The organism is Variovorax sp. Varisp85, from assembly GCF_047304045.1.
GTDB lineage: Bacteria > Pseudomonadota > Gammaproteobacteria > Burkholderiales > Burkholderiaceae_C > Variovorax.
Genome location: NZ_JBGLYN010000066.1, coordinates 1 through 16,114, shown reverse-complemented (window position 1 = coordinate 16,114; position 16,114 = coordinate 1). Strand labels below are relative to the sequence as shown.

The window sequence follows — 16,114 nt, the reverse complement described above, 5'->3', positions numbered from 1 at the left end:
GGACACGCCATGCTCGAAACCTTCAAGGCTCTCAACGAAACCGCATCCTTCAATCGCTGGGCCGGCATCGAGGCCACCCAGGCCGGCAACGGCGAGGCCGAGCTGCGCATGAAATGGCGCAAGGAAGACATGGGGCAGTACGCCGGCTTCCTCCACGCGGGGATGATCTCCGCACTGCTCGATACCGTGAGCGGCTACGCAGCCGCCTCGCTGGCCGGCCGTGTGATGACGTCGCACTTCTCGGTGAACTTCATGTCACCGGCCGTGGGTCAAGCCTTCGTGGCACGCGCGCGTGTGGCGAAGGCCGGGCGCAAGCAGGTGTTCGTTGCGTCCGAGCTTTATGCGCAACCCGAAGGCGGAGGCGACGATGCGCTCAAGCTCGTGGCGACGGGGAACGCCATCCTGGTTCCGGTGGAAGAGGCTGCGGCGAAGCCGGCTGCCTGAGCTTCAGCCCGAACAGCGGCCGAAGCCAGTTCACGCGGCGGATCAGACCGTCGGTCAGCGCCCAGCAGCCGAGCACCGTGAGCGCCACCAGCAGCGCGGGCTCCAGCACCGGGCCGAGCGCAAGCGGTGCCAGCGCGCTCGCGGCAGCGATGATCAGCGTCTGGTGCAGCACGTACCACGGGTACACCGACTCGTTGGCCCAGCGAAGCCAGGGCCATGGGCGGTTCAGGTGGCGGTGGGCATGGCCGAGGATGGCCGCGACGGCCAGCCACAGGTAGAGCATGCGCAGCGTGTCCATCGGCAGGCCGGACGCCGGGCCCTTCGCGCCGGCCCGCAGCGCGATGAAGGCGGCGATCACCGCGATCGCCAGCGCGAGCGACACCCGGCGCAGCCGCTCCAGTTCCCTCCACACGCCGGTGTCCACGCCCATCCAGTAGCCGTAGAGGAACATCATGAAATACAGGCTGTGCAGGTGGAAGTCGCGCACAAGGTTGTGCGTGGGTGAAAAGCGCGAGGCCAGCAGCGTGGTGAAGACGAGCAGCGGCACGGCAGGCAGCAACAGCAGTTTCCAGCCGCGCAGGCCGTTGAAGCCGCGTCGCAGCCACTGGCCGGCGGCGGAATTCCACAGCGGCAGTGTCAGCGCGACCAGCGCCGTGTAGGTGAACAGATAGGGCAGGTACCAGAGGTGGTTCCAGGTGATGCCGAACTCCGCGCCGTCGAAGGCCCGCTTCGGCCACGGTTCGGCCATCGACAGGTAGCGCAGCACGAAGGCACCGAAGCCCGGCGCGACCAGCCCGTTGGCCACCCCCTGCGCATAGGCCTGGTACGGCACGATCACCGCCATGCCGAAGGCCAGTGGCAGCATCAGCCGCAGACCCCGGCTGCTCAGCAGGCCCCAGGTGCCCTGGCCCCGGCTCAGGAAGCCGAGCGACACGCCCGAGACCAGGAAGACGAGGTCCATGCGCCAGAGGTTCAGGACGCGCATCGGCCACTGCAGCCATTCGGCCGCGTGCGGGCTCTTCAGGTGCCAGGGCCAGTCGGCCACGTAGTACATGCCCACGTGATAGAGGATGACGAACAGGAAGGCCAGCGCGCGCAGGGCGTCGATGTCGTGGCGGCGATGGGCGGACGGGTCGGCGGCGGTGTTCATCGCAAGCTCCTCGATGCAAAGAAGCCGCGATGCTCGGGCCCGTGTTCCCCGCGCGGCGCATCCGGGGGACGGATGCCCCCCGCTTTGTGACGAGCGGTGGTCTCGAGGGACGAAATTCACCGCCCCCAAAGGCCCGTTTTCGGGAGAATCCCGCCCCATGGGAGACCCACGCAGGAACCTCTACGAGCGCTACGAGCCGATCCGCCGTCCCGTGGAGGTGGCCTTCTGGATCGTGTTGATGACGCTGCAGGCCGTGTTCAGCACGATGGTCGCGATCGTCGACATGCGCGCGCGCGCTGTGCCGCGCGCCAACTGGGAGGTCGCGACCTGGGAAGGATCGAGCCACCTGGTGCTGTTGCTGCTGATCCCGGCGCTGGTTGCCGTCGAGCGCCGGCTGTCGCCGCTGGTGCGCGGGCACTGGGTGCGCTTCCTGGCCTGGCATGCGGTGGCGAGCGTGGCGTTCAGCGTGGTCCACGTGGTGGGCATGTTCGGGTTGCGCGCAGTCGTCTACGCGTTGGCCGGCGAACGCTACGAATTCGGCGGCTGGATCGACCAATGGGGCTACGAGTACCTGAAGGACGTGCGTGTGTACGCAAGCATCGTCTTCGGCATCTGGGCTTACCGGCTGTTCATGCTGCGGCTGCAGGGCGAGGCGCGGGTGCTCGATGCGCCGGAGGCTCCGGCGGAACAGGAGGGCGCCGCACCCGCCGAGCCCGAAGCCTTGTCGCCGCCCGTGCGCCCCGAGCGTTTCCTGGTGCGCAAGCTGCGCCGCGAATTCCTCATCGCCGCCACCGACATCGACTGGCTCCAGGCCGAGGGCAACTACGTCGGCCTGCACGTCAACGGCCATGACTACCTGCTGCGCGCCACGCTGACCGACTTCCTGGCGCAGCTCGACCCCGTCCGCTTCGTTCGGGTGCACCGAAGCCATGCGGTGAACCTGGGCCGCATCAAGGAAATCGAGCCGCTGGACGGCGGCGATGCCCGGCTGCACATGCACGACGGCACCACCGTGCCCTGCAGCCGCCGCCACCGGGACGCGTTGCGCGCCGGCGCGGGCTGATCCGGTGCGTGGCGGGCTCGCGGAAGTCCGTTTTGGTTCATTGCGCACCATCGAAGAGCCTTCGGGCACCATTTTTGCTTCATCGATCGACCGCTCCAGGTCATTCAGGTGCGACGCACCAATTCGAATCAAAAATCAGCAAGAAGCTTCAATGGACGCACTCAAACAGGGCGCAGATGCGCTGTTCATCCTTCTCGGCGCCATCATGGTCCTGGCCATGCACGCCGGTTTTGCCTTTCTCGAACTGGGCACCGTACGCAAGAAGAACCAGGTCAATGCGCTGGTGAAGATCCTGGTCGACTTCTCGGTGTCGACCATCGTGTATTTCCTCGTGGGTTACGGCGTGGCCTACGGCACGCACTTCTTCGTCGGTGCCACCGAGCTGGCGGAAAAGAGCGGCTACGAGCTGGTGAAGTTCTTCTTCCTGCTCACCTTCGCGGCAGCCATCCCGGCCATCATCTCGGGCGGCATTGCCGAGCGCGCCAAGTTCTGGCCGCAGCTGATCGCGACTGCGGTGATCGTCGGCTTCGTCTACCCGCTGTACGAGGGCATCGCGTGGAACAAGCACTTCGGCATCCAGGGCTGGATCGCCTCGCTCACGGGCCACGAGTTCCATGACTTCGCGGGCTCGGTGGTGGTGCACGCGGTGGGCGGCTGGCTCGCGCTGCCGGCGGTGCTGCTGCTGGGCGCGCGGCGCAACCGCTACAGGGGCGACGGCTCGCTGAGCGCGCATCCGCCATCGAACATCCCGTTCCTCGCGCTCGGTGCGTGGGTGCTGTGCGTGGGCTGGTTCGGCTTCAACGTGATGAGCGCGCAGAGCATCGACAAGATCTCGGGCCTTGTGGCCGTCAACTCGCTGATGGCGATGGTCGGCGGCACGCTGGTCGCACTGGCCATGGGCAAAAACGACCCCGGCTTCGTCTACAACGGCCCGCTCGCCGGCCTGGTGGCCGTGTGCGCCGGCTCCGACCTGATGCATCCGCTGGGCGCGCTGGTGGTGGGCGGCGTGGCGGGCGCGATCTTCGTCTACATGTTCACGCTGGTGCAGAACAAATGGAAGATCGACGACGTGCTCGGCGTGTGGCCGCTGCACGGCCTGTGCGGCACCTGGGGCGGCATCGCGGCGGGCATCTTCGGCACGCAGGCGCTGGGAGGCATCGGCGGGGTGAACGTGTGGGCGCAGCTCATCGGCACCGTCATCGGCGTGGCCTGGGCCGCGCTGGCGGGTGCGGCGGTGTATGGCGCGCTCAAGGCTTCGGTGGGGCTGCGGCTGTCGCAGGAGGAGGAGTACGACGGCGCCGACCTGTCGATCCATCACATCTCGGCCACGCCGGAGCGCGAGGTCAACTGGTAATCGCCAGCCATCGCAGCAGGATGGGCCTGCTTGGGCTATTCTCGGCGCCCCTTACAACCGCCGAGGAGTAGAACCCATGACAAGAACACCCGCCCGCTGGCTGCGCCGCGGCATCGCCGCACTGGCCGGCAGCCTGTTGATGCTTTCGTTCGCGGCGCAGGCCGGCGCCCCGCAGGTCAAGACCCAGGCGCCCGGCTTCTACCGGATGATGCTCGGCGACTTCGAGGTGACTGCGCTGTTCGACGGCACTCTCGACCTCGAACCCAAGAAGCTGCTCACCAACACCACGCAGGCGCAGGTCGGCAAGCTGCTCGATCGCGGTTTCGAGAAGGATGCCGTGCCCACCTCGGTGAACGGCTACCTCATCAACACCGGCAGCAAGCTGGTGCTGGTCGACACCGGCGCCGGCGGCCTGTTCGGCCCTACCCTCGGCAGCCTGCAGGCCAACCTCAAGGCCGCGGGCTACCAGCCCGACCAGGTCGACGACGTGCTCATCACCCACATGCACGGCGACCACGTCGGCGGCCTCGTGCAGGACGGCAAGCTGGTGTTTCCCAACGCCACCATCCACGCCGGGCAGGAAGACGCCGACTTCTGGCTGAGCAAGGCCAACCTGGAGAAGGCCCCTGCCGAGATGAAGGACTTCTTCCGGGGCGCGATGGCGTCGCTGAACCCGTACGTGGAAGCCGGCAAGTTCAAAGGCATGAAGGGCGGCACCGAGCTGCTGCCCGGCATCAGGGCCGTGCCCGCCCATGGCCACACGCCGGGCCACAACATCTACGTCGTCGAGTCCAAGGGCCAGAAGCTGGTGCTGTGGGGCGACCTGATGCACGTTGCCGCCGTGCAGTTCGCGCAGCCGCAGGTCACGATCTCGTTCGACGTCGACTCGAAGCCTGCCGCCGTGGAGCGCAAGAAGGCGTACGCCGACGCGGCCAAGGGGCGCTACCTCGTGGGCAGCGCGCACCTGCCGTTCCCGGGGCTGGGCCACGTGCGGGCCGAGGGCAAGGGCTACGTGTGGGTGCCGGTGGACTACCAGCAGGTGCGATAGCCGGCTGAATGGATGAAGCCCGAGCGGCACGGCCCGGTGTTGCTGCGCCCTCGGCGCGAATGCGCGTCCTGTAGCAAACTGGCCGACCGCTTCGCCTTAACCATTCGCCCCATGACCCAATCTCCCCCCGCCCTCGAAGTCCTCCCCCGCGACCTTTCTGCGTACCGCAAGGGCAACGTCGGCATCGACTACGTGCACCGCTTCGAGTCCGGCAAGCCCGGCCCGCACGTGCTGATCAACGCGCTGACGCATGGCAACGAGATCTGCGGCATGACGGCGGCCACGCACCTGCTCGACAACAACGTGCGCCCGAAGATCGGCACGCTTACCGTGAGTTTTGCCAACGTGGCCGCGTACGAGTCCTTCAACGAGGCGCTCCCCTTCGACAGCCGCCAGCTCGTGCACAACCTCAACCGCATCTGGTCGCCCGAGTGGCTGGACGGCAGCGAAGACAGCCCCGAGCTGAGCCGTGCGCGCATCCTGCGCCCAGTGGTCGATGCGGCCGACCACATCCTCGACATCCACTCGACCAGCCAGCCCGTCGTGCCGTTCTGGGTCTACCCGGCGTTCGAGCGCAACGCCAAGGTCGCGCTGGCCATCGGCCGTCCCTCGGTGCACCTCGTGATGCCCGACGGCCTGGGCTCGGGCACCCCGCTGATCCAGTACGGCAGCCACGGCGGGCCGGACGGCAAGGGCGTGGCGATGGTGGTCGAGTGCGGCCAGCACTTTCTGCGTTCGGCATCGGAACTGGCGACGGCCGTCACGTACGACTTCCTCGCGTACTTCGGCCTCGTCGACAAGGACCTGGCCGCGCCTGCGCCCGAGCCGCAACGGCGCTTCCAGCTGCTGCAGACGCACGTCATCAGGTCGCCGGACTTCGCCTTCGTGCGACCGTTGATCGGCTTCGAGACCTTCGCCAAGGGCGAACTGATCGCGACCAACGGCGACGAGGAAATTCGCGCGCTGTGCGACGACTGCACGATCTTCATGCCGGCGCAGCGCGTGATCGTCGGGCGCGAGGCGGTTTATCTGACCAAGCCGATCTGAGGCACTGAGGTTCAGGTCTCCAATAGCTTCGCGGCTTCACCGATTACTTCGAGGTTGCGCACCACGGCATCTTGCGTTTTCCGGTCATACCGGCACATCCTCGCGTAGTACTTGATCGCGAAACTTCGGAGGCAAACCGTTGGGCGTCAGCACGTCAACCTCCAAGCCAAGCAGGCTCTTCAATTCGAACCTGATCGCTCCAACGTTCATGAGGGTGGTTTGCGCGGTGGGTTCGACCAGCAGATCGAGGTCGCTGTCAGGCCCGTCCTCGCCGCGCGATGCAGAGCCGAACACCCACACGCCATTGACGTGGTGACTCAGTGCAATCTCGCGAACCGGCGCGATGTTGGAATGTTGCGCGGCTGCTCGTTCGATCTCAAACCGCAATGAACAACGCCGGGTCCACCATCGCCCGGTTCAGCATCACCGACCAGTGCAGATGCGGCCCCGTCACGCGACCAGTCGCTCCGACGGCGGCCAATGGTTCGCCGGTCTTCATCACGTCGCCGACCTTCACGTCGACGCGGCTCAGGTGGCAGTACATGGTCAGCAGGCCGCCGCCGTGGTCGAGCCAGACGGTGCCGCCGTTGAAGAAATAGTCTCCCGTGTCGATCACCTTGCCGGGCAGGGGCGCGAGCACCGGCGTGCCGGTGCCGGCCGCGATGTCCATGCCGCTGTGCGGATTGCGCGACTGGCCGTTGAACACGCGGCGCAGGCCGAAGGAACTGGAGCGGCGGCCGGGGACGGGCACGCGCATCTGCAGAACGGTGTCGGGGCGCATGTCGGTGAGGGTGGCCATCACGCCGGTGAGGTGGTCGCGTTCCTTGACGTAGCGCGCCTCGTCCTCGGGCGACAGGTCGACGGTGCGCGGGGCCACGGTGAGGCGCTGTTCGCGGTATTGCTTCGGGGCCACGGTGTAGGCGATCTGGCGCTCGGGCTTGCCTTCGGCGCGCACGGTGATGCTCGCCTCGCCGGGTTCGGTCGCGAGGGGGATGCCGACGATCGCAGTCCATTCGATGGTGTCGCCCACCACGAGCAGGGGGATGTCGCCCGCGAAGGCCTGCGGCCGCTTGGCCGACGGGCCCAGCGACAGGCGGCCGATGCCACCGGGCACCTGCGAGGCGCGCGGCCATACGCCGGGTGCTGCGGCTGGCTGCTTCTTTGCCGCCGACTTGGTCGCGGCGTCGGCGTGCATCGTGGCGATGAGGCCGATGGTGCCGAGCACGGCGCTGCGGCGGTTGAGGGCGGTAGGGGCGGGGAAGGAAGAGGGCGTTTGCTTCATGTGAAGAGAAGGTGGGGAATGCGTTGGATGGAGGGCGCTATCCGCTCCAGGTTCCGGGCGCGAGGCCTTCGAGCGTGTGGGGCCCGATGGCAGCGCGGATCAGCCGCAGCGTCGGCAGCCCCACGGCCGCCGTCATGCGCCGCACCTGGCGGTTGCGGCCCTCGCGGATCGCCAGTTCGATCCACGCGGTGGGAATGCTCTTGCGCTCGCGGATGGGCGGTTGCCGCTCCCACACCTCGGGCGGCGGATCGAGCAGCCGGGCACGCGCGGGGCGCGTGGGGCCGTCGTTGAGCTGCACGCCCGAGCGCAGGGCGGTGAGCGCCGCTTCGGTCGGCTCGCCTTCCACCTGCACCCAGTAGATCTTCTCCATCTTGAAGCGCGGATCGGCGATGTGTGCCTGGAGCTTGCCGTCGTCGGTGAGCAGCAGCAGGCCCTCGCTGTCGGCATCGAGCCGGCCGGCGACGTAGACGCCGGGGATGTCGATGAAGTCTTTCAGGCCGCGCCAGCGGCCCTCGGGCGTGAACTGGCTGAGGACGCCGTAAGGTTTGTTGAAGCGGATCAGGCGGGAAGAGCTCGGAAAAGTCATGAGCGCACAGGATAGCCCGGGTCTGTCCTGCAGCATTCGGGCCGCCTTGGAGATTCCAATCGGCTTATCACACAGGAGAACCCGGCATGACGATGCGAAGCCACATCCATCTCGCGTGCGTGGCGGCGGCAGGCCTTTCGATGGCCGCCTGCAGCAGCTCATCCTTGCGCGTCGGCGGCGCGCCCGAGGCGAGCGTCAAGAACTGCGTCGCTGCGGCCGCGCGCGAACTGCGTGTGCCCCCGGGCAGCATCGTGGTGGACAGCGGCACGACGCCGCGCGACGGCGTCTACACGATCAACCTGAAGGTCGGGCCGCAGGGACGGTCCGCCGTTTGCACCACCGACGAGAACAGTGCGGTGCTGGGCGTGGTCTACAAGCGGCCCGAATAGCGGCGCAGGGCTTACTTGCCCCAGCTGTCCCGCATCCCCGCCGCGCGGTTGAACACGGGCTTGCCGTCCGCGCTGGCCTTCGCGTCGAGCACGAAGTACCCATGCCGCTCGAACTGAATGCCGACACCCGCTTCGGCCTTGGCCAGCGAAGGCTCGACGAACGCCGAGCACACCTCCAGGCTCGCCTTGTTCAGTTCCTCCAGCAGTTCGCCGCTGCCCGGATGGGCCGCGGCAAACAGCCGCTCGTACAGCCGCACCTCGGCCTGCACCGCATCCGCGGCCGCCACCCAGGTGATGTTGCCCTTTACCTTGATCGCATCCGCGCCGGGCGTACCGCTCTTGGTGTCCGGAACCAGCGTGGCCTGCACTTCGACGAGCTTGCCGCTCGCATCCTTGGTGCCGCCGGTGCATTCGATGACGTGGCCGTACTTGAGCCGCACCTTGTTGCCCGGGAACAGGCGGAAGAAGCCCTTGGGTTGCACTTCTTCGTAGTCGGTGCGTTCGATCCATACCTCGCGGCCGAGCTTGAACTCGCGATGGCCCATTTCCGGGTGATGGGGGTGAACCGGCGCCGAGCAGTCGTCGAGCGTGCCGTCGCCGCCCATCAGTTCGCCCCAGTTGGTGATGACGAGCTTGACCGGGTCGAGCACGGCCATCGCGCGCGGGGCGATCGGGTCCAAGGTGTCGCGCAGCGCGGCCTCGAGGCTGGCGTAATCGATCCAGCCGCCCGACTTGGTCGTGCCGCTGCGTTCGCAGAACAGCCGCAGCGCCTCGGGCGTGTAGCCGCGGCGGCGCAGGCCGGCGATGGTGGGCATGCGCGGATCGTCCCAGCCGTCGACGTATTTCTCTTCGACCAGCTGGCGCAGCTTGCGCTTGCTGGTGAGCACGTGGGTCACGTTGAGGCGGGCGAATTCATACTGGCGCGGGTGCGGGCTGGCGACGAGGCCGCCTTCGGCGAGGCGATCGAGCAGCCAGTCGTAGAAGGGACGCTGGTCTTCGAACTCCAGCGTGCAGATGCTGTGGGTGATCTGTTCCAGCGCGTCCTCGATGGGGTGCGCGTAGGTGTACATCGGATAGATGCACCACTTGTCGCCGGTGTTGTGGTGGGTGGCCCGGCGCACGCGGTACAGCGCGGGGTCGCGCATGTTGATGTTGGTGCTGGCCATGTCGATCTTCGCGCGCAGGATGGCGGCGCCATCGGCGACCTGGCCGTCGCGCATGGCGCGAAAGCGCGCGAGGTTTTCCTCGGGCGTGCGGGTGCGGAAGGGGCTGTCGGTGCCGGGCGTGTTGAAGTCGCCGCGGTTCGCGCGCACCTCTTCGGCGGTCTGTTCGTCGACGTAGGCGAGGCCGGCGCCGATCAGGTATTCGGCCGCCTCGTACATGAAGTCGAAGTAGTTGCTCGCGAAGTACTCGTGCGGCTGCAGCGTGCCGGGGGCGCTGGGGCGGTCGGCCAGGTAGGTTTCGTAGCCGAGCCAGTTCACCGCGTCGCGGATCGAGTCGACGTATTCCTGGTCTTCTTTCTCGGGGTTGGTGTCGTCGAAGCGCAGGTGGCTCACGCCGCCGTATTCCTTGGCCAGCTCGAAGTTGAGCCAGATGCTCTTGGCATGGCCGATGTGCAGGTAGCCGTTGGGCTCGGGCGGAAAGCGCATGCGCACCCTGGCCGGGTCGGCCATGCCCTGGGCGTGGTGGGTGGCGTTGCCGGGCGATCCGCCCCATTTGCGGCCAGAATAAGCACCCTGTGCGAGATCGTTCTCGATCACGTGGCGCAGGAAATTGCTTGGTGCAGCGGTCGTTTTGGCGCCGTTTTTGTCGGTCGGGGAGGTCATTGCCTCATTCTAGAGGGCACCCCTTATAGGTTACCTTTGGCAACGTTCTTCACAATGCCCGGTGCACCCCCTTTGCATTTGCCGCGTTCAATACATCCATGGGCGGTTCAGATCCGAACGCAGCCCACCGAAACAAGGAGTCCAGGATCATGAGCCTCACACGTTCAACTTTCTTCAAATGGGCCACCGCAGGCGTGGTGGCAGCCGGTGCATTGTTTGCAGCCACTTCAGCCAGTGCCCGTAGCGACGTGAGCTGGTCGGTCGGTGTCGGCCTTCCCGGCGTGGCAGTGGGCGTGGGCGCTCCGGCCTACTACCCGGCGCCAGTCTATGCGCCGCCGGCACCCGTGTACTACGCACCCCCGGCCCCGGTCTACTACAACCCGCCGCCCGTGTACTACCGTCCGGCCCCTGTCTACTACGGCCCGCCGGCCTACTACGGCCCGCGCTACTACGGTCGAGGCTACTACCGCGGCCATGGCCACTGGCGCTAAATTGCAACGCCATTCGTGACTGAATGAAAAAGCCGGCCCCCGAAGGGCCGGCTTTTTCTTTGGGCGCGCCAGCCGATTTCACATGGCGCGAAAAAGATGGGCGTACAGGCGGCTGACCGGGATCTTCTCGGCCCTGCCGCGCAGCATCAGGTGCAGCTTGCCGGCCTCGTCGCGGTGCACCGATTCGATGGCCGAACTGCGCACCACCACCGCCCTATGCACCTGCCAGAAAGTGTCGGCGTCGAGCTGGGTCAGCAATTGCTTGAGCGGCGTGCGGATCAGATATTCGTGCGAGGCGGTCAGCACGCGCAGGTATTTGTCGGCGGCTTCGAAGTACAGCACTTCGTCGATGGGCACCATGCGCACGGTGCTGCCACCGGCGTCGCTGGCGGCGATCATGCGCAGCGGGGCGGTGGCTGCTGCTGCCGCGCCGGCTCCAGCGGCCGTCAGCACCTGGCGCCACTGGGCGAGCGTTCGTTCGAGCGCTTCGTCGGCCACGGCGGATGTGGGCGCAGGTTGCCGTGCGGACAGTGCCTGCTGCAGCCGGCCCACGGTCTTGCGCAGGCGCCCGGGCTGCACGGGCTTGAGCACGTAGTCGAGGGCCTGGGCCTCGAAGGCGCGGGTGGCGTATTCGTCGTAGGCCGTCACGAACACCAGCTGGGGCATCGGCGCCTCGTCGATGGGCCAGCTGTCGGCCAGTTCGGCGGCGGCGCCCAGGCCGTCGAGGCCGGGCATGCGGATGTCGAAGAACAGCACCTGCGGCAGCAGGCGCAGCGCCTCGCGCACGGCGCTGCGGCCGTCGCCTGCCGTGGCGACGATCTGCAGTTCGGGCCATGCGGCGGCCAGCTCGGCCTTGAGGGCCTGAGCGAGCAGGGGTTCGTCTTCGGCAATGAGGGCGGTCGGGGTCATCTGGTTGTTGTTGTGGGGTGAGGTTGTTCAGACGGGCGTGGGGAAGCTCAGCGTGGCGCAGGTGCCGCCGGCGGGCGAGGGCGAGAGGCTCATGCGGCCCTGGGCGCCGTATACCGTGGCCAGCCGCTCGCGCACCTGCTCGAGCCCGAAGCCGCTGCCTTCAGAAGGCGGTGCGGCATCGAGGCCCACGCCGGTGTCGCTCACCTCGACCACCAGCAGGCCGGCCTGCCTGCGGGCGCGCACGACGATCTCGCCGCCTTCCACCTTCGGCTCCAGTCCGTGGCGGATGCTGTTTTCCACCAGCGGCTGCAGCAGCAGCGGCGGCACCGGCGCATCGCGCAGATCCTGCGGCAGGTCGAGCCTGTAGTGCAGCCGGTCGCCCATGCGGACCGACATCAGTTCCAGGTAGTCGCCCAGCCGCTCGAACTCGGCCGACAACGGATGCGACAGCGCGCGCGAGCCGCTCAAGGTCATGCGCAGGTAGCTGTTGAGCCGGTCGAGCATGGCCACGGCGCGCGGCGGGTCGACGGTGATCAGCACGCGCAGATTGGCCAGCGTGTTGAACAGCATGTGCGGCTCGAGCTGCGTCTCGAGCAGCTTGAGCCGTGCCTCCGTGGCATTGCGCTGTGCCAGCTCGATCTGGCCTTGCATGTGCTTGCTTCTGCCGAGGCTGTAGAAGAAGAAGCACATGCCGACCGTCGCGATGATGGTGATCGTGGCGGCAGTGGCCAGCTTGTGGCCCTTGAGTTCGAGGAAGTCGAATCGGGGTGCGCCGAACCAGGCGTCACCGATGAGGTTGCCGACGAAGAAGCCGACGACCATGCCCATCGCGATCAGGAGAAAACCCGCCGGCCATCCTGGCCAGAGGGTTTCGCGGTGTCCGCTGATCAGCAGCCGGCCGAAGTCGATGAACAGCCAGCTCACGGTGCCGATCGCCAGCGAATAGACCAGGTGGCCGGCCCAGTTGCCACCGCCGGTGAGGGTCATCGCGGTGGCGATGAGGCAGCAGAAGACGGCGGTGATCAGGCCATGCCGCAGCATGCTCCTCAGGTTCTCGGGCGTGAACCTGTTGTTTGCAGCAGGCAGGCCTGGATTCACCCGCGGTCCCCGGCACCCAGTGCGCGGCGTTCGCGCTCCACGAGCCTGTCGTAGAAGCCGCCGCCGGCCACGAACCAGACCACGGCGCCATGGATCAGCAGGCCCAGGCCCCAGCCCATGAGCGGGTACATCGCCCAGTTGCGGCCATGGGCAGCCGAGAGCGCGACGAGGCCGAGGTTGACCAGCACGTAGACAAAAGCGTGGATGTACCAGCCCATCTTGGCGCCGGCGCGGCGGCGGGCGAGGCGCTCGACGTCGGAGCGGGTGGGATTCGATGCAATGTGGTTCATGACAACTCCTTGTATTGGACAGGAATGAAATCTGAGGCGGCCAGCGATGGCGGCGATGTCGCCTGCAAGGCCGCGCGCTCCCGCAGCTCCTCGGTCGTCTCGCCCGGCCCGTCGGGCTTCCAGCCCGGCGGCTTCACGAGGTAGCCGACGAAGGCGCGCACCGAGCGGGCCGAGGCCAGGTCGCGGAACAGCGCGCGCCAGTGCATGAACTCGATCTCGAAAAGGTTGTACGAGGTGACCGGGTTCACCAGCCCGTAGCGGCAGGGGATGTCGGCGCGCTCGGGAATGTAGGTGCCGAACAGGCGGTCGAACACGATCAGCACGCCGCCGTAGTTGCCGTCCAGGTATTCCAGGTTGGAGGCGTGGTGCACGCGGTGGGCCGAGGGGGTGTTCAGCACCCATTCGAGCGGCCCGAGGCGCGGGATCCAGGTCGCGTGGATCCAGAACTGGTACAGCAGGTTCAGCGTGAGCATCAGCAGGATCACCCGCGGCGGCATGCCCAGCAGCGGCGCCAGCATGAAGAACGCCAGTGTGCCGGTGAGGCGGCCGGTCCAGCCGAAGCGGTAGGCGGCCGACAGGTTCAGCTGGTTCGGCGAATGGTGGATGGCGTGGGTGCACCAGAACCAGCGCACCCGGTGCGCCGCGCGGTGGTACCAGTAGTAGCAGAACTCCTGGCCGATGAAGCAGGCGGCCCAGCCGGTCCAGTGGTCCATCGGCAGGGTGAAGAGGCGGTGGGCGTAGAACCAGTCCATCGCGCCGCTCCAGAAGGCCAGCGGCAGCAGCCAGCGCATTGGGTATTCGCGCACCAGGAAGTCGACCACCGAGATGCCGGACGCCTTCCAGTCGTAGCTGCGCCAGCCGTTGCGCCAGGACAGCACGAGCGCCTCGGCGATGGAGGCGGCGAGCACCACCGTGACGGAGATCTTGAGGATCAGCAGGAGTACGTTCATGGCGGTGCTTTCCTGGGGGGCTGCGGCTCGGGATCTTAGGCGGCGCCGACCGTGGCTGTCATGGCGTCAGTACGGATGGCCAGCTTCCACAGGCGCACCGCACGGGCCGCGAAGACACCGCTGAAGGCACCGTACAGCACCGGGATTACGAGGCCGAAGGCTGCCTGCTGGCGCAGTTCGGGGTGCATGGCCAGCGCTGCGCCCACCAGGTACTTGGTCAGGAAGATGCCCATCATGAGCATCAGCGGCACCGGGCTGCCGGCCACGTGGAAGCGGCGCGCTGCCGCGTCGTAGCGGGTGGTGGCGGGCAGCTGGCGCTGCAGCACCAGCGCCATCATCGCCACCGCCGCGGCGGCCCAGCCGAGCAGGGCGCCGAAGGAATCGCCGAAGACGGAAACCACGCCATAGACCGACAGCGCGCCCATCGCCACGGGCATCAGCGTGACGCGCGTCAGGCTCACGTTGTTGGCGAGCAGCTGCCTGGCGCCGAGCCACAGCAGCAGGAAGAACACGGCGAAGACCCACTTGGGCGTGTGAAGGATGATTTGCATCAGCATGGTTGCGCTCCGTTGAAAGTGGAAGGTCGAATCGATGCAGCGGACTGTGCCGACGCTCGCCCATTCCTGCCACGGGCGTGCGACGAAATGCATGCGGGCGGCGCGAACTGCGGCCCGAAGGCGTGAATTGCGCTTGATCGCGGATGTCGGCGGGCAGCTTTACCGTCGCTTTACGGCATAGCAAACAGCCGGACTACCATTCCGCGCTGTACTACGCTGGTCCGCACTCCTGCCCTGCATTTCCTGCACGCACCGTCCATGGAACAAGAAAAACCACCCGAGCCCCTGCCTCCCACCGTCTCGCCCACACATCCGACGGTGCGCAGGCGCCGCTGGGTCGGCGGGCTGCTGACGTTGCTGCTGCTCGTGGCACTGGGCGGGGGCGCCTGGTATCTGATCCAGCGGTCGAAGACGCCCGTTCCCGGTCCCGGTGGCGGCCCCGGTGCCGGCCGGCAGGGCGGGCCCGGTGGTCCGGGCGGCCCGGGTGGCCCGGGTGGGCGCGGCGGCGGTGGCGGGGCCTCCAGCACGGTGGGCGTCGCCACGGCCAGGCAGGCCGACATCCCCGTGCAACTCGAAGCGCTGGGCACCGTCACGCCGCTGGCCAACGTGATCGTCCAGCCGCAGGTGTCGGGCGTGCTCACGGCCGTGCTCTTCCAGGAAGGGCAGATGGTCAAGAAGGGCGACGTGCTCGCCACCATCGATCCGCAGCCGTTCCAGAACGCGCTGGCGCAGGCCTCCGGGGCGCGCCAGCGCGACGAGGCGCAGCTGGCGGCGGCGCGCGTCACGCTGCAGCGCTACCAGACTCTGCTGGGGCAGGACTCCATCGCCCGGCAGGACGTGGACACGCAGGCCGCGCTGGTCAAGCAGCTCGAAGGCACTGTGGCCATCGACCGCGCCAACGAGAACACGGCCAAGCTCAACCTTGCCTGGAGCCGCATCACCGCGCCGGCGAGCGGGCGCATCGGCCTGCGGCCGGTGGACGCGGGCAACTACATCTCGACCGGCAGTACCAACGGCGTGGCGACCATCACGCAGATCGCACCCATCGACGTCGAGTTCGCCATTCCGCAAGACCGCGTGCCCGAAGTGCAGGAGCGCCTCGCGCAGGGCGCCAAGCTCGACGCCACCGCCTTCGACCGCACGCGCACGCGCCGGCTCGCGAACGGTACCTTCGCCACCCTCGACAACCTGGTCGACACCGCGACCGGCACCGTCAAGGCCAAGGCCCGTTTCTCCAATGCCGACGATGCGCTGTTCCCGAACCAGTTCGTCAACCTGCGGCTGCTGCTGCGCACCGTGAGCAGCGCGGTGGTGGTGCCGGTCACGGCGCTGCGCCACGGCCCCAACGGCGACTATGTGTATGTGCTGAACGACGACAGCACGGTGTCGCAGCGGCCGGTGACGCGCGGTGAATCGAGCGTGGACAACGTGGCGGTCATGTCGGGCCTGAAGGCCGGCGAACAGGTCGTGACCGAAGGCGGCGACCGGCTGAAGGATGGCGCGCGGGTGCAGACCCAGGCCGAGCGCCCGGCCGGCGCGGCATCGGCGCCCGCGGGCGGCACGGCTCGTGGCGGGCGCCGCCAGGGTGGTGCCGGCGGCGGCGGCGCGGCGATGCCGAAGGGTGCCGCAT

The 16,114-nt window shown here is 67.6% G+C and carries 18 protein-coding genes; 8 read left to right on the top strand and 10 right to left on the bottom strand.

Features of this window, described 5'->3' with window-relative positions; genetic code table 11:
- Positions 1-9 precede the first annotated feature (9 nt).
- On the top strand, positions 10-444 hold the full coding sequence (locus ACCC97_RS22375) for a PaaI family thioesterase (RefSeq protein ID WP_007833850.1): 435 nt from the start codon (positions 10-12) through the stop codon (positions 442-444).
- Here ACCC97_RS22375 and ACCC97_RS22370 read toward each other — a convergent pair.
- Positions 374-1,594 carry an acyltransferase family protein gene (locus tag ACCC97_RS22370; RefSeq protein WP_413335127.1) on the bottom strand — a complete coding sequence of 407 codons (1,221 nt, stop codon included), beginning with the start codon at positions 1,592-1,594 and terminating at the stop codon, positions 374-376. The two genes, ACCC97_RS22375 and ACCC97_RS22370, sit on opposite strands and share 71 nt — an antisense overlap.
- 157 nt (positions 1,595-1,751) lie before the next feature.
- Between ACCC97_RS22370 and ACCC97_RS22365 the strand changes: the two genes are divergently transcribed.
- The 4 genes from ACCC97_RS22365 to ACCC97_RS22350 all read left to right on the top strand — a co-directional run bounded on the left by ACCC97_RS22365 (position 1,752) and on the right by ACCC97_RS22350 (position 6,106).
- Positions 1,752-2,657 (top strand): LytTR family DNA-binding domain-containing protein, encoded by a 906-nt coding sequence (locus ACCC97_RS22365; RefSeq protein ID WP_413335125.1) that lies wholly within the window; start codon positions 1,752-1,754, stop codon positions 2,655-2,657.
- Positions 2,658-2,808: 151 nt separating this feature from the next.
- Positions 2,809-4,011, top strand: a complete 1,203-nt coding sequence (locus tag ACCC97_RS22360; RefSeq protein ID WP_007833846.1) for an ammonium transporter — start codon at positions 2,809-2,811, stop codon at positions 4,009-4,011.
- 76 nt (positions 4,012-4,087) lie between these two features.
- Entirely contained in the window at positions 4,088-5,059 is a 972-nt protein-coding gene (locus ACCC97_RS22355; protein ID WP_413335123.1) for an MBL fold metallo-hydrolase, read from the top strand.
- Positions 5,060-5,170: 111 nt separating this feature from the next.
- Positions 5,171-6,106 carry a succinylglutamate desuccinylase/aspartoacylase family protein gene (locus ACCC97_RS22350; RefSeq protein ID WP_413314148.1) on the top strand — a complete coding sequence of 312 codons (936 nt, stop codon included), beginning with the start codon at positions 5,171-5,173 and terminating at the stop codon, positions 6,104-6,106.
- A gap of 84 nt (positions 6,107-6,190) precedes the next feature.
- Here the strand turns inward: ACCC97_RS22350 and ACCC97_RS22345 are convergent, their stop codons facing one another.
- The 3 genes from ACCC97_RS22345 to ACCC97_RS22335 are packed head-to-tail and all read right to left on the bottom strand — an operon-like array spanning position 6,191 to position 7,974.
- A complete protein-coding gene (locus ACCC97_RS22345) occupies positions 6,191-6,493 on the bottom strand; it encodes a nucleotidyltransferase family protein (RefSeq protein ID WP_413335121.1) in 303 nt (100 codons plus the stop codon).
- Positions 6,483-7,388: a peptidoglycan DD-metalloendopeptidase family protein gene (locus ACCC97_RS22340; protein WP_413335119.1), complete on the bottom strand. Its 906-nt coding sequence runs from the start codon at positions 7,386-7,388 to the stop codon at positions 6,483-6,485. The genes ACCC97_RS22345 and ACCC97_RS22340 overlap by 11 nt, the downstream gene beginning before the upstream one ends.
- Positions 7,389-7,425: 37 nt before the next feature.
- The gene (locus ACCC97_RS22335; protein WP_157632203.1) at positions 7,426-7,974 is read right to left on the bottom strand and encodes a pseudouridine synthase; all 549 of its coding nucleotides are present in this window, start codon (positions 7,972-7,974) and stop codon (positions 7,426-7,428) included.
- An 86-nt stretch (positions 7,975-8,060) separates the two neighbouring features.
- On the opposite strand from ACCC97_RS22335, the gene ACCC97_RS22330 reads away from it, so the two are divergent.
- The gene (locus ACCC97_RS22330; RefSeq protein WP_007833827.1) at positions 8,061-8,363 is read left to right on the top strand and encodes a hypothetical protein; all 303 of its coding nucleotides are present in this window, start codon (positions 8,061-8,063) and stop codon (positions 8,361-8,363) included.
- 11 nt (positions 8,364-8,374) lie between these two features.
- Here the strand turns inward: ACCC97_RS22330 and ACCC97_RS22325 are convergent, their stop codons facing one another.
- The gene (locus ACCC97_RS22325) at positions 8,375-10,189 is read right to left on the bottom strand and encodes a glutamine--tRNA ligase/YqeY domain fusion protein (RefSeq protein WP_007833826.1); all 1,815 of its coding nucleotides are present in this window, start codon (positions 10,187-10,189) and stop codon (positions 8,375-8,377) included.
- 149 nt (positions 10,190-10,338) lie between these two features.
- Here ACCC97_RS22325 and ACCC97_RS22320 point away from each other — a divergent pair, with 149 nt between their 5' ends.
- Entirely contained in the window at positions 10,339-10,680 is a 342-nt protein-coding gene (locus tag ACCC97_RS22320) for a hypothetical protein (RefSeq protein ID WP_007833825.1), read from the top strand.
- A 78-nt stretch (positions 10,681-10,758) separates the two neighbouring features.
- Here the strand turns inward: ACCC97_RS22320 and ACCC97_RS22315 are convergent, their stop codons facing one another.
- From ACCC97_RS22315 to ACCC97_RS22295, 5 genes are read right to left on the bottom strand one after another with little or no spacing between them, the layout of a single operon-like run.
- Positions 10,759-11,589, bottom strand: coding sequence for a LytR/AlgR family response regulator transcription factor (locus tag ACCC97_RS22315; protein WP_413335116.1), 831 nt, complete (start codon positions 11,587-11,589; stop codon positions 10,759-10,761).
- 27 nt (positions 11,590-11,616) lie between these two features.
- Positions 11,617-12,630 (bottom strand): sensor histidine kinase, encoded by a 1,014-nt coding sequence (locus ACCC97_RS22310; RefSeq protein ID WP_007833821.1) that lies wholly within the window; start codon positions 12,628-12,630, stop codon positions 11,617-11,619.
- Positions 12,631-12,683: 53 nt separating this feature from the next.
- Positions 12,684-12,977, bottom strand: a complete 294-nt coding sequence (locus ACCC97_RS22305; RefSeq protein ID WP_007833819.1) for a 2TM domain-containing protein — start codon at positions 12,975-12,977, stop codon at positions 12,684-12,686.
- On the bottom strand, positions 12,974-13,927 hold the full coding sequence (locus ACCC97_RS22300) for a sterol desaturase family protein (protein ID WP_007833817.1): 954 nt from the start codon (positions 13,925-13,927) through the stop codon (positions 12,974-12,976). The genes ACCC97_RS22305 and ACCC97_RS22300 overlap by 4 nt, the downstream gene beginning before the upstream one ends.
- A gap of 35 nt (positions 13,928-13,962) precedes the next feature.
- Entirely contained in the window at positions 13,963-14,484 is a 522-nt protein-coding gene (locus tag ACCC97_RS22295) for a DUF6622 family protein (RefSeq protein WP_413335114.1), read from the bottom strand.
- 258 nt (positions 14,485-14,742) lie between these two features.
- Between ACCC97_RS22295 and ACCC97_RS22290 the strand changes: the two genes are divergently transcribed.
- Positions 14,743-16,114: efflux RND transporter periplasmic adaptor subunit (locus ACCC97_RS22290; protein ID WP_413335112.1), on the top strand; the 1,372-nt coding region annotated here is incomplete at its 3' end.

What these genes read in the sequence shown, in the direction of transcription:
- ACCC97_RS22335 (WP_157632203.1), bottom strand. Translation starts at nt 7,974, where the DNA reads ATGACTTTTCCGAGCTCTTCCCGCCTGATCCGCTTCAACAAACCTTAC.
- ACCC97_RS22310 (WP_007833821.1), bottom strand. Translation starts at nt 12,630, where the DNA reads ATGCTGCGGCATGGCCTGATCACCGCCGTCTTCTGCTGCCTCATCGCC.
- ACCC97_RS22355 (WP_413335123.1), top strand. Translation starts at nt 4,088, where the DNA reads ATGACAAGAACACCCGCCCGCTGGCTGCGCCGCGGCATCGCCGCACTG.
- ACCC97_RS22325 (WP_007833826.1), bottom strand. Translation starts at nt 10,189, where the DNA reads ATGACCTCCCCGACCGACAAAAACGGCGCCAAAACGACCGCTGCACCA.
- ACCC97_RS22315 (WP_413335116.1), bottom strand. Translation starts at nt 11,589, where the DNA reads ATGACCCCGACCGCCCTCATTGCCGAAGACGAACCCCTGCTCGCTCAG.
- ACCC97_RS22375 (WP_007833850.1), top strand. Translation starts at nt 10, where the DNA reads ATGCTCGAAACCTTCAAGGCTCTCAACGAAACCGCATCCTTCAATCGC.
- ACCC97_RS22295 (WP_413335114.1), bottom strand. Translation starts at nt 14,484, where the DNA reads ATGCTGATGCAAATCATCCTTCACACGCCCAAGTGGGTCTTCGCCGTG.
- ACCC97_RS22330 (WP_007833827.1), top strand. Translation starts at nt 8,061, where the DNA reads ATGACGATGCGAAGCCACATCCATCTCGCGTGCGTGGCGGCGGCAGGC.
- ACCC97_RS22350 (WP_413314148.1), top strand. Translation starts at nt 5,171, where the DNA reads ATGACCCAATCTCCCCCCGCCCTCGAAGTCCTCCCCCGCGACCTTTCT.
- ACCC97_RS22340 (WP_413335119.1), bottom strand. Translation starts at nt 7,388, where the DNA reads ATGAAGCAAACGCCCTCTTCCTTCCCCGCCCCTACCGCCCTCAACCGC.
- ACCC97_RS22320 (WP_007833825.1), top strand. Translation starts at nt 10,339, where the DNA reads ATGAGCCTCACACGTTCAACTTTCTTCAAATGGGCCACCGCAGGCGTG.
- ACCC97_RS22305 (WP_007833819.1), bottom strand. Translation starts at nt 12,977, where the DNA reads ATGAACCACATTGCATCGAATCCCACCCGCTCCGACGTCGAGCGCCTC.
- ACCC97_RS22360 (WP_007833846.1), top strand. Translation starts at nt 2,809, where the DNA reads ATGGACGCACTCAAACAGGGCGCAGATGCGCTGTTCATCCTTCTCGGC.
- ACCC97_RS22370 (WP_413335127.1), bottom strand. Translation starts at nt 1,594, where the DNA reads ATGAACACCGCCGCCGACCCGTCCGCCCATCGCCGCCACGACATCGAC.
- ACCC97_RS22365 (WP_413335125.1), top strand. Translation starts at nt 1,752, where the DNA reads ATGGGAGACCCACGCAGGAACCTCTACGAGCGCTACGAGCCGATCCGC.
- ACCC97_RS22300 (WP_007833817.1), bottom strand. Translation starts at nt 13,927, where the DNA reads ATGAACGTACTCCTGCTGATCCTCAAGATCTCCGTCACGGTGGTGCTC.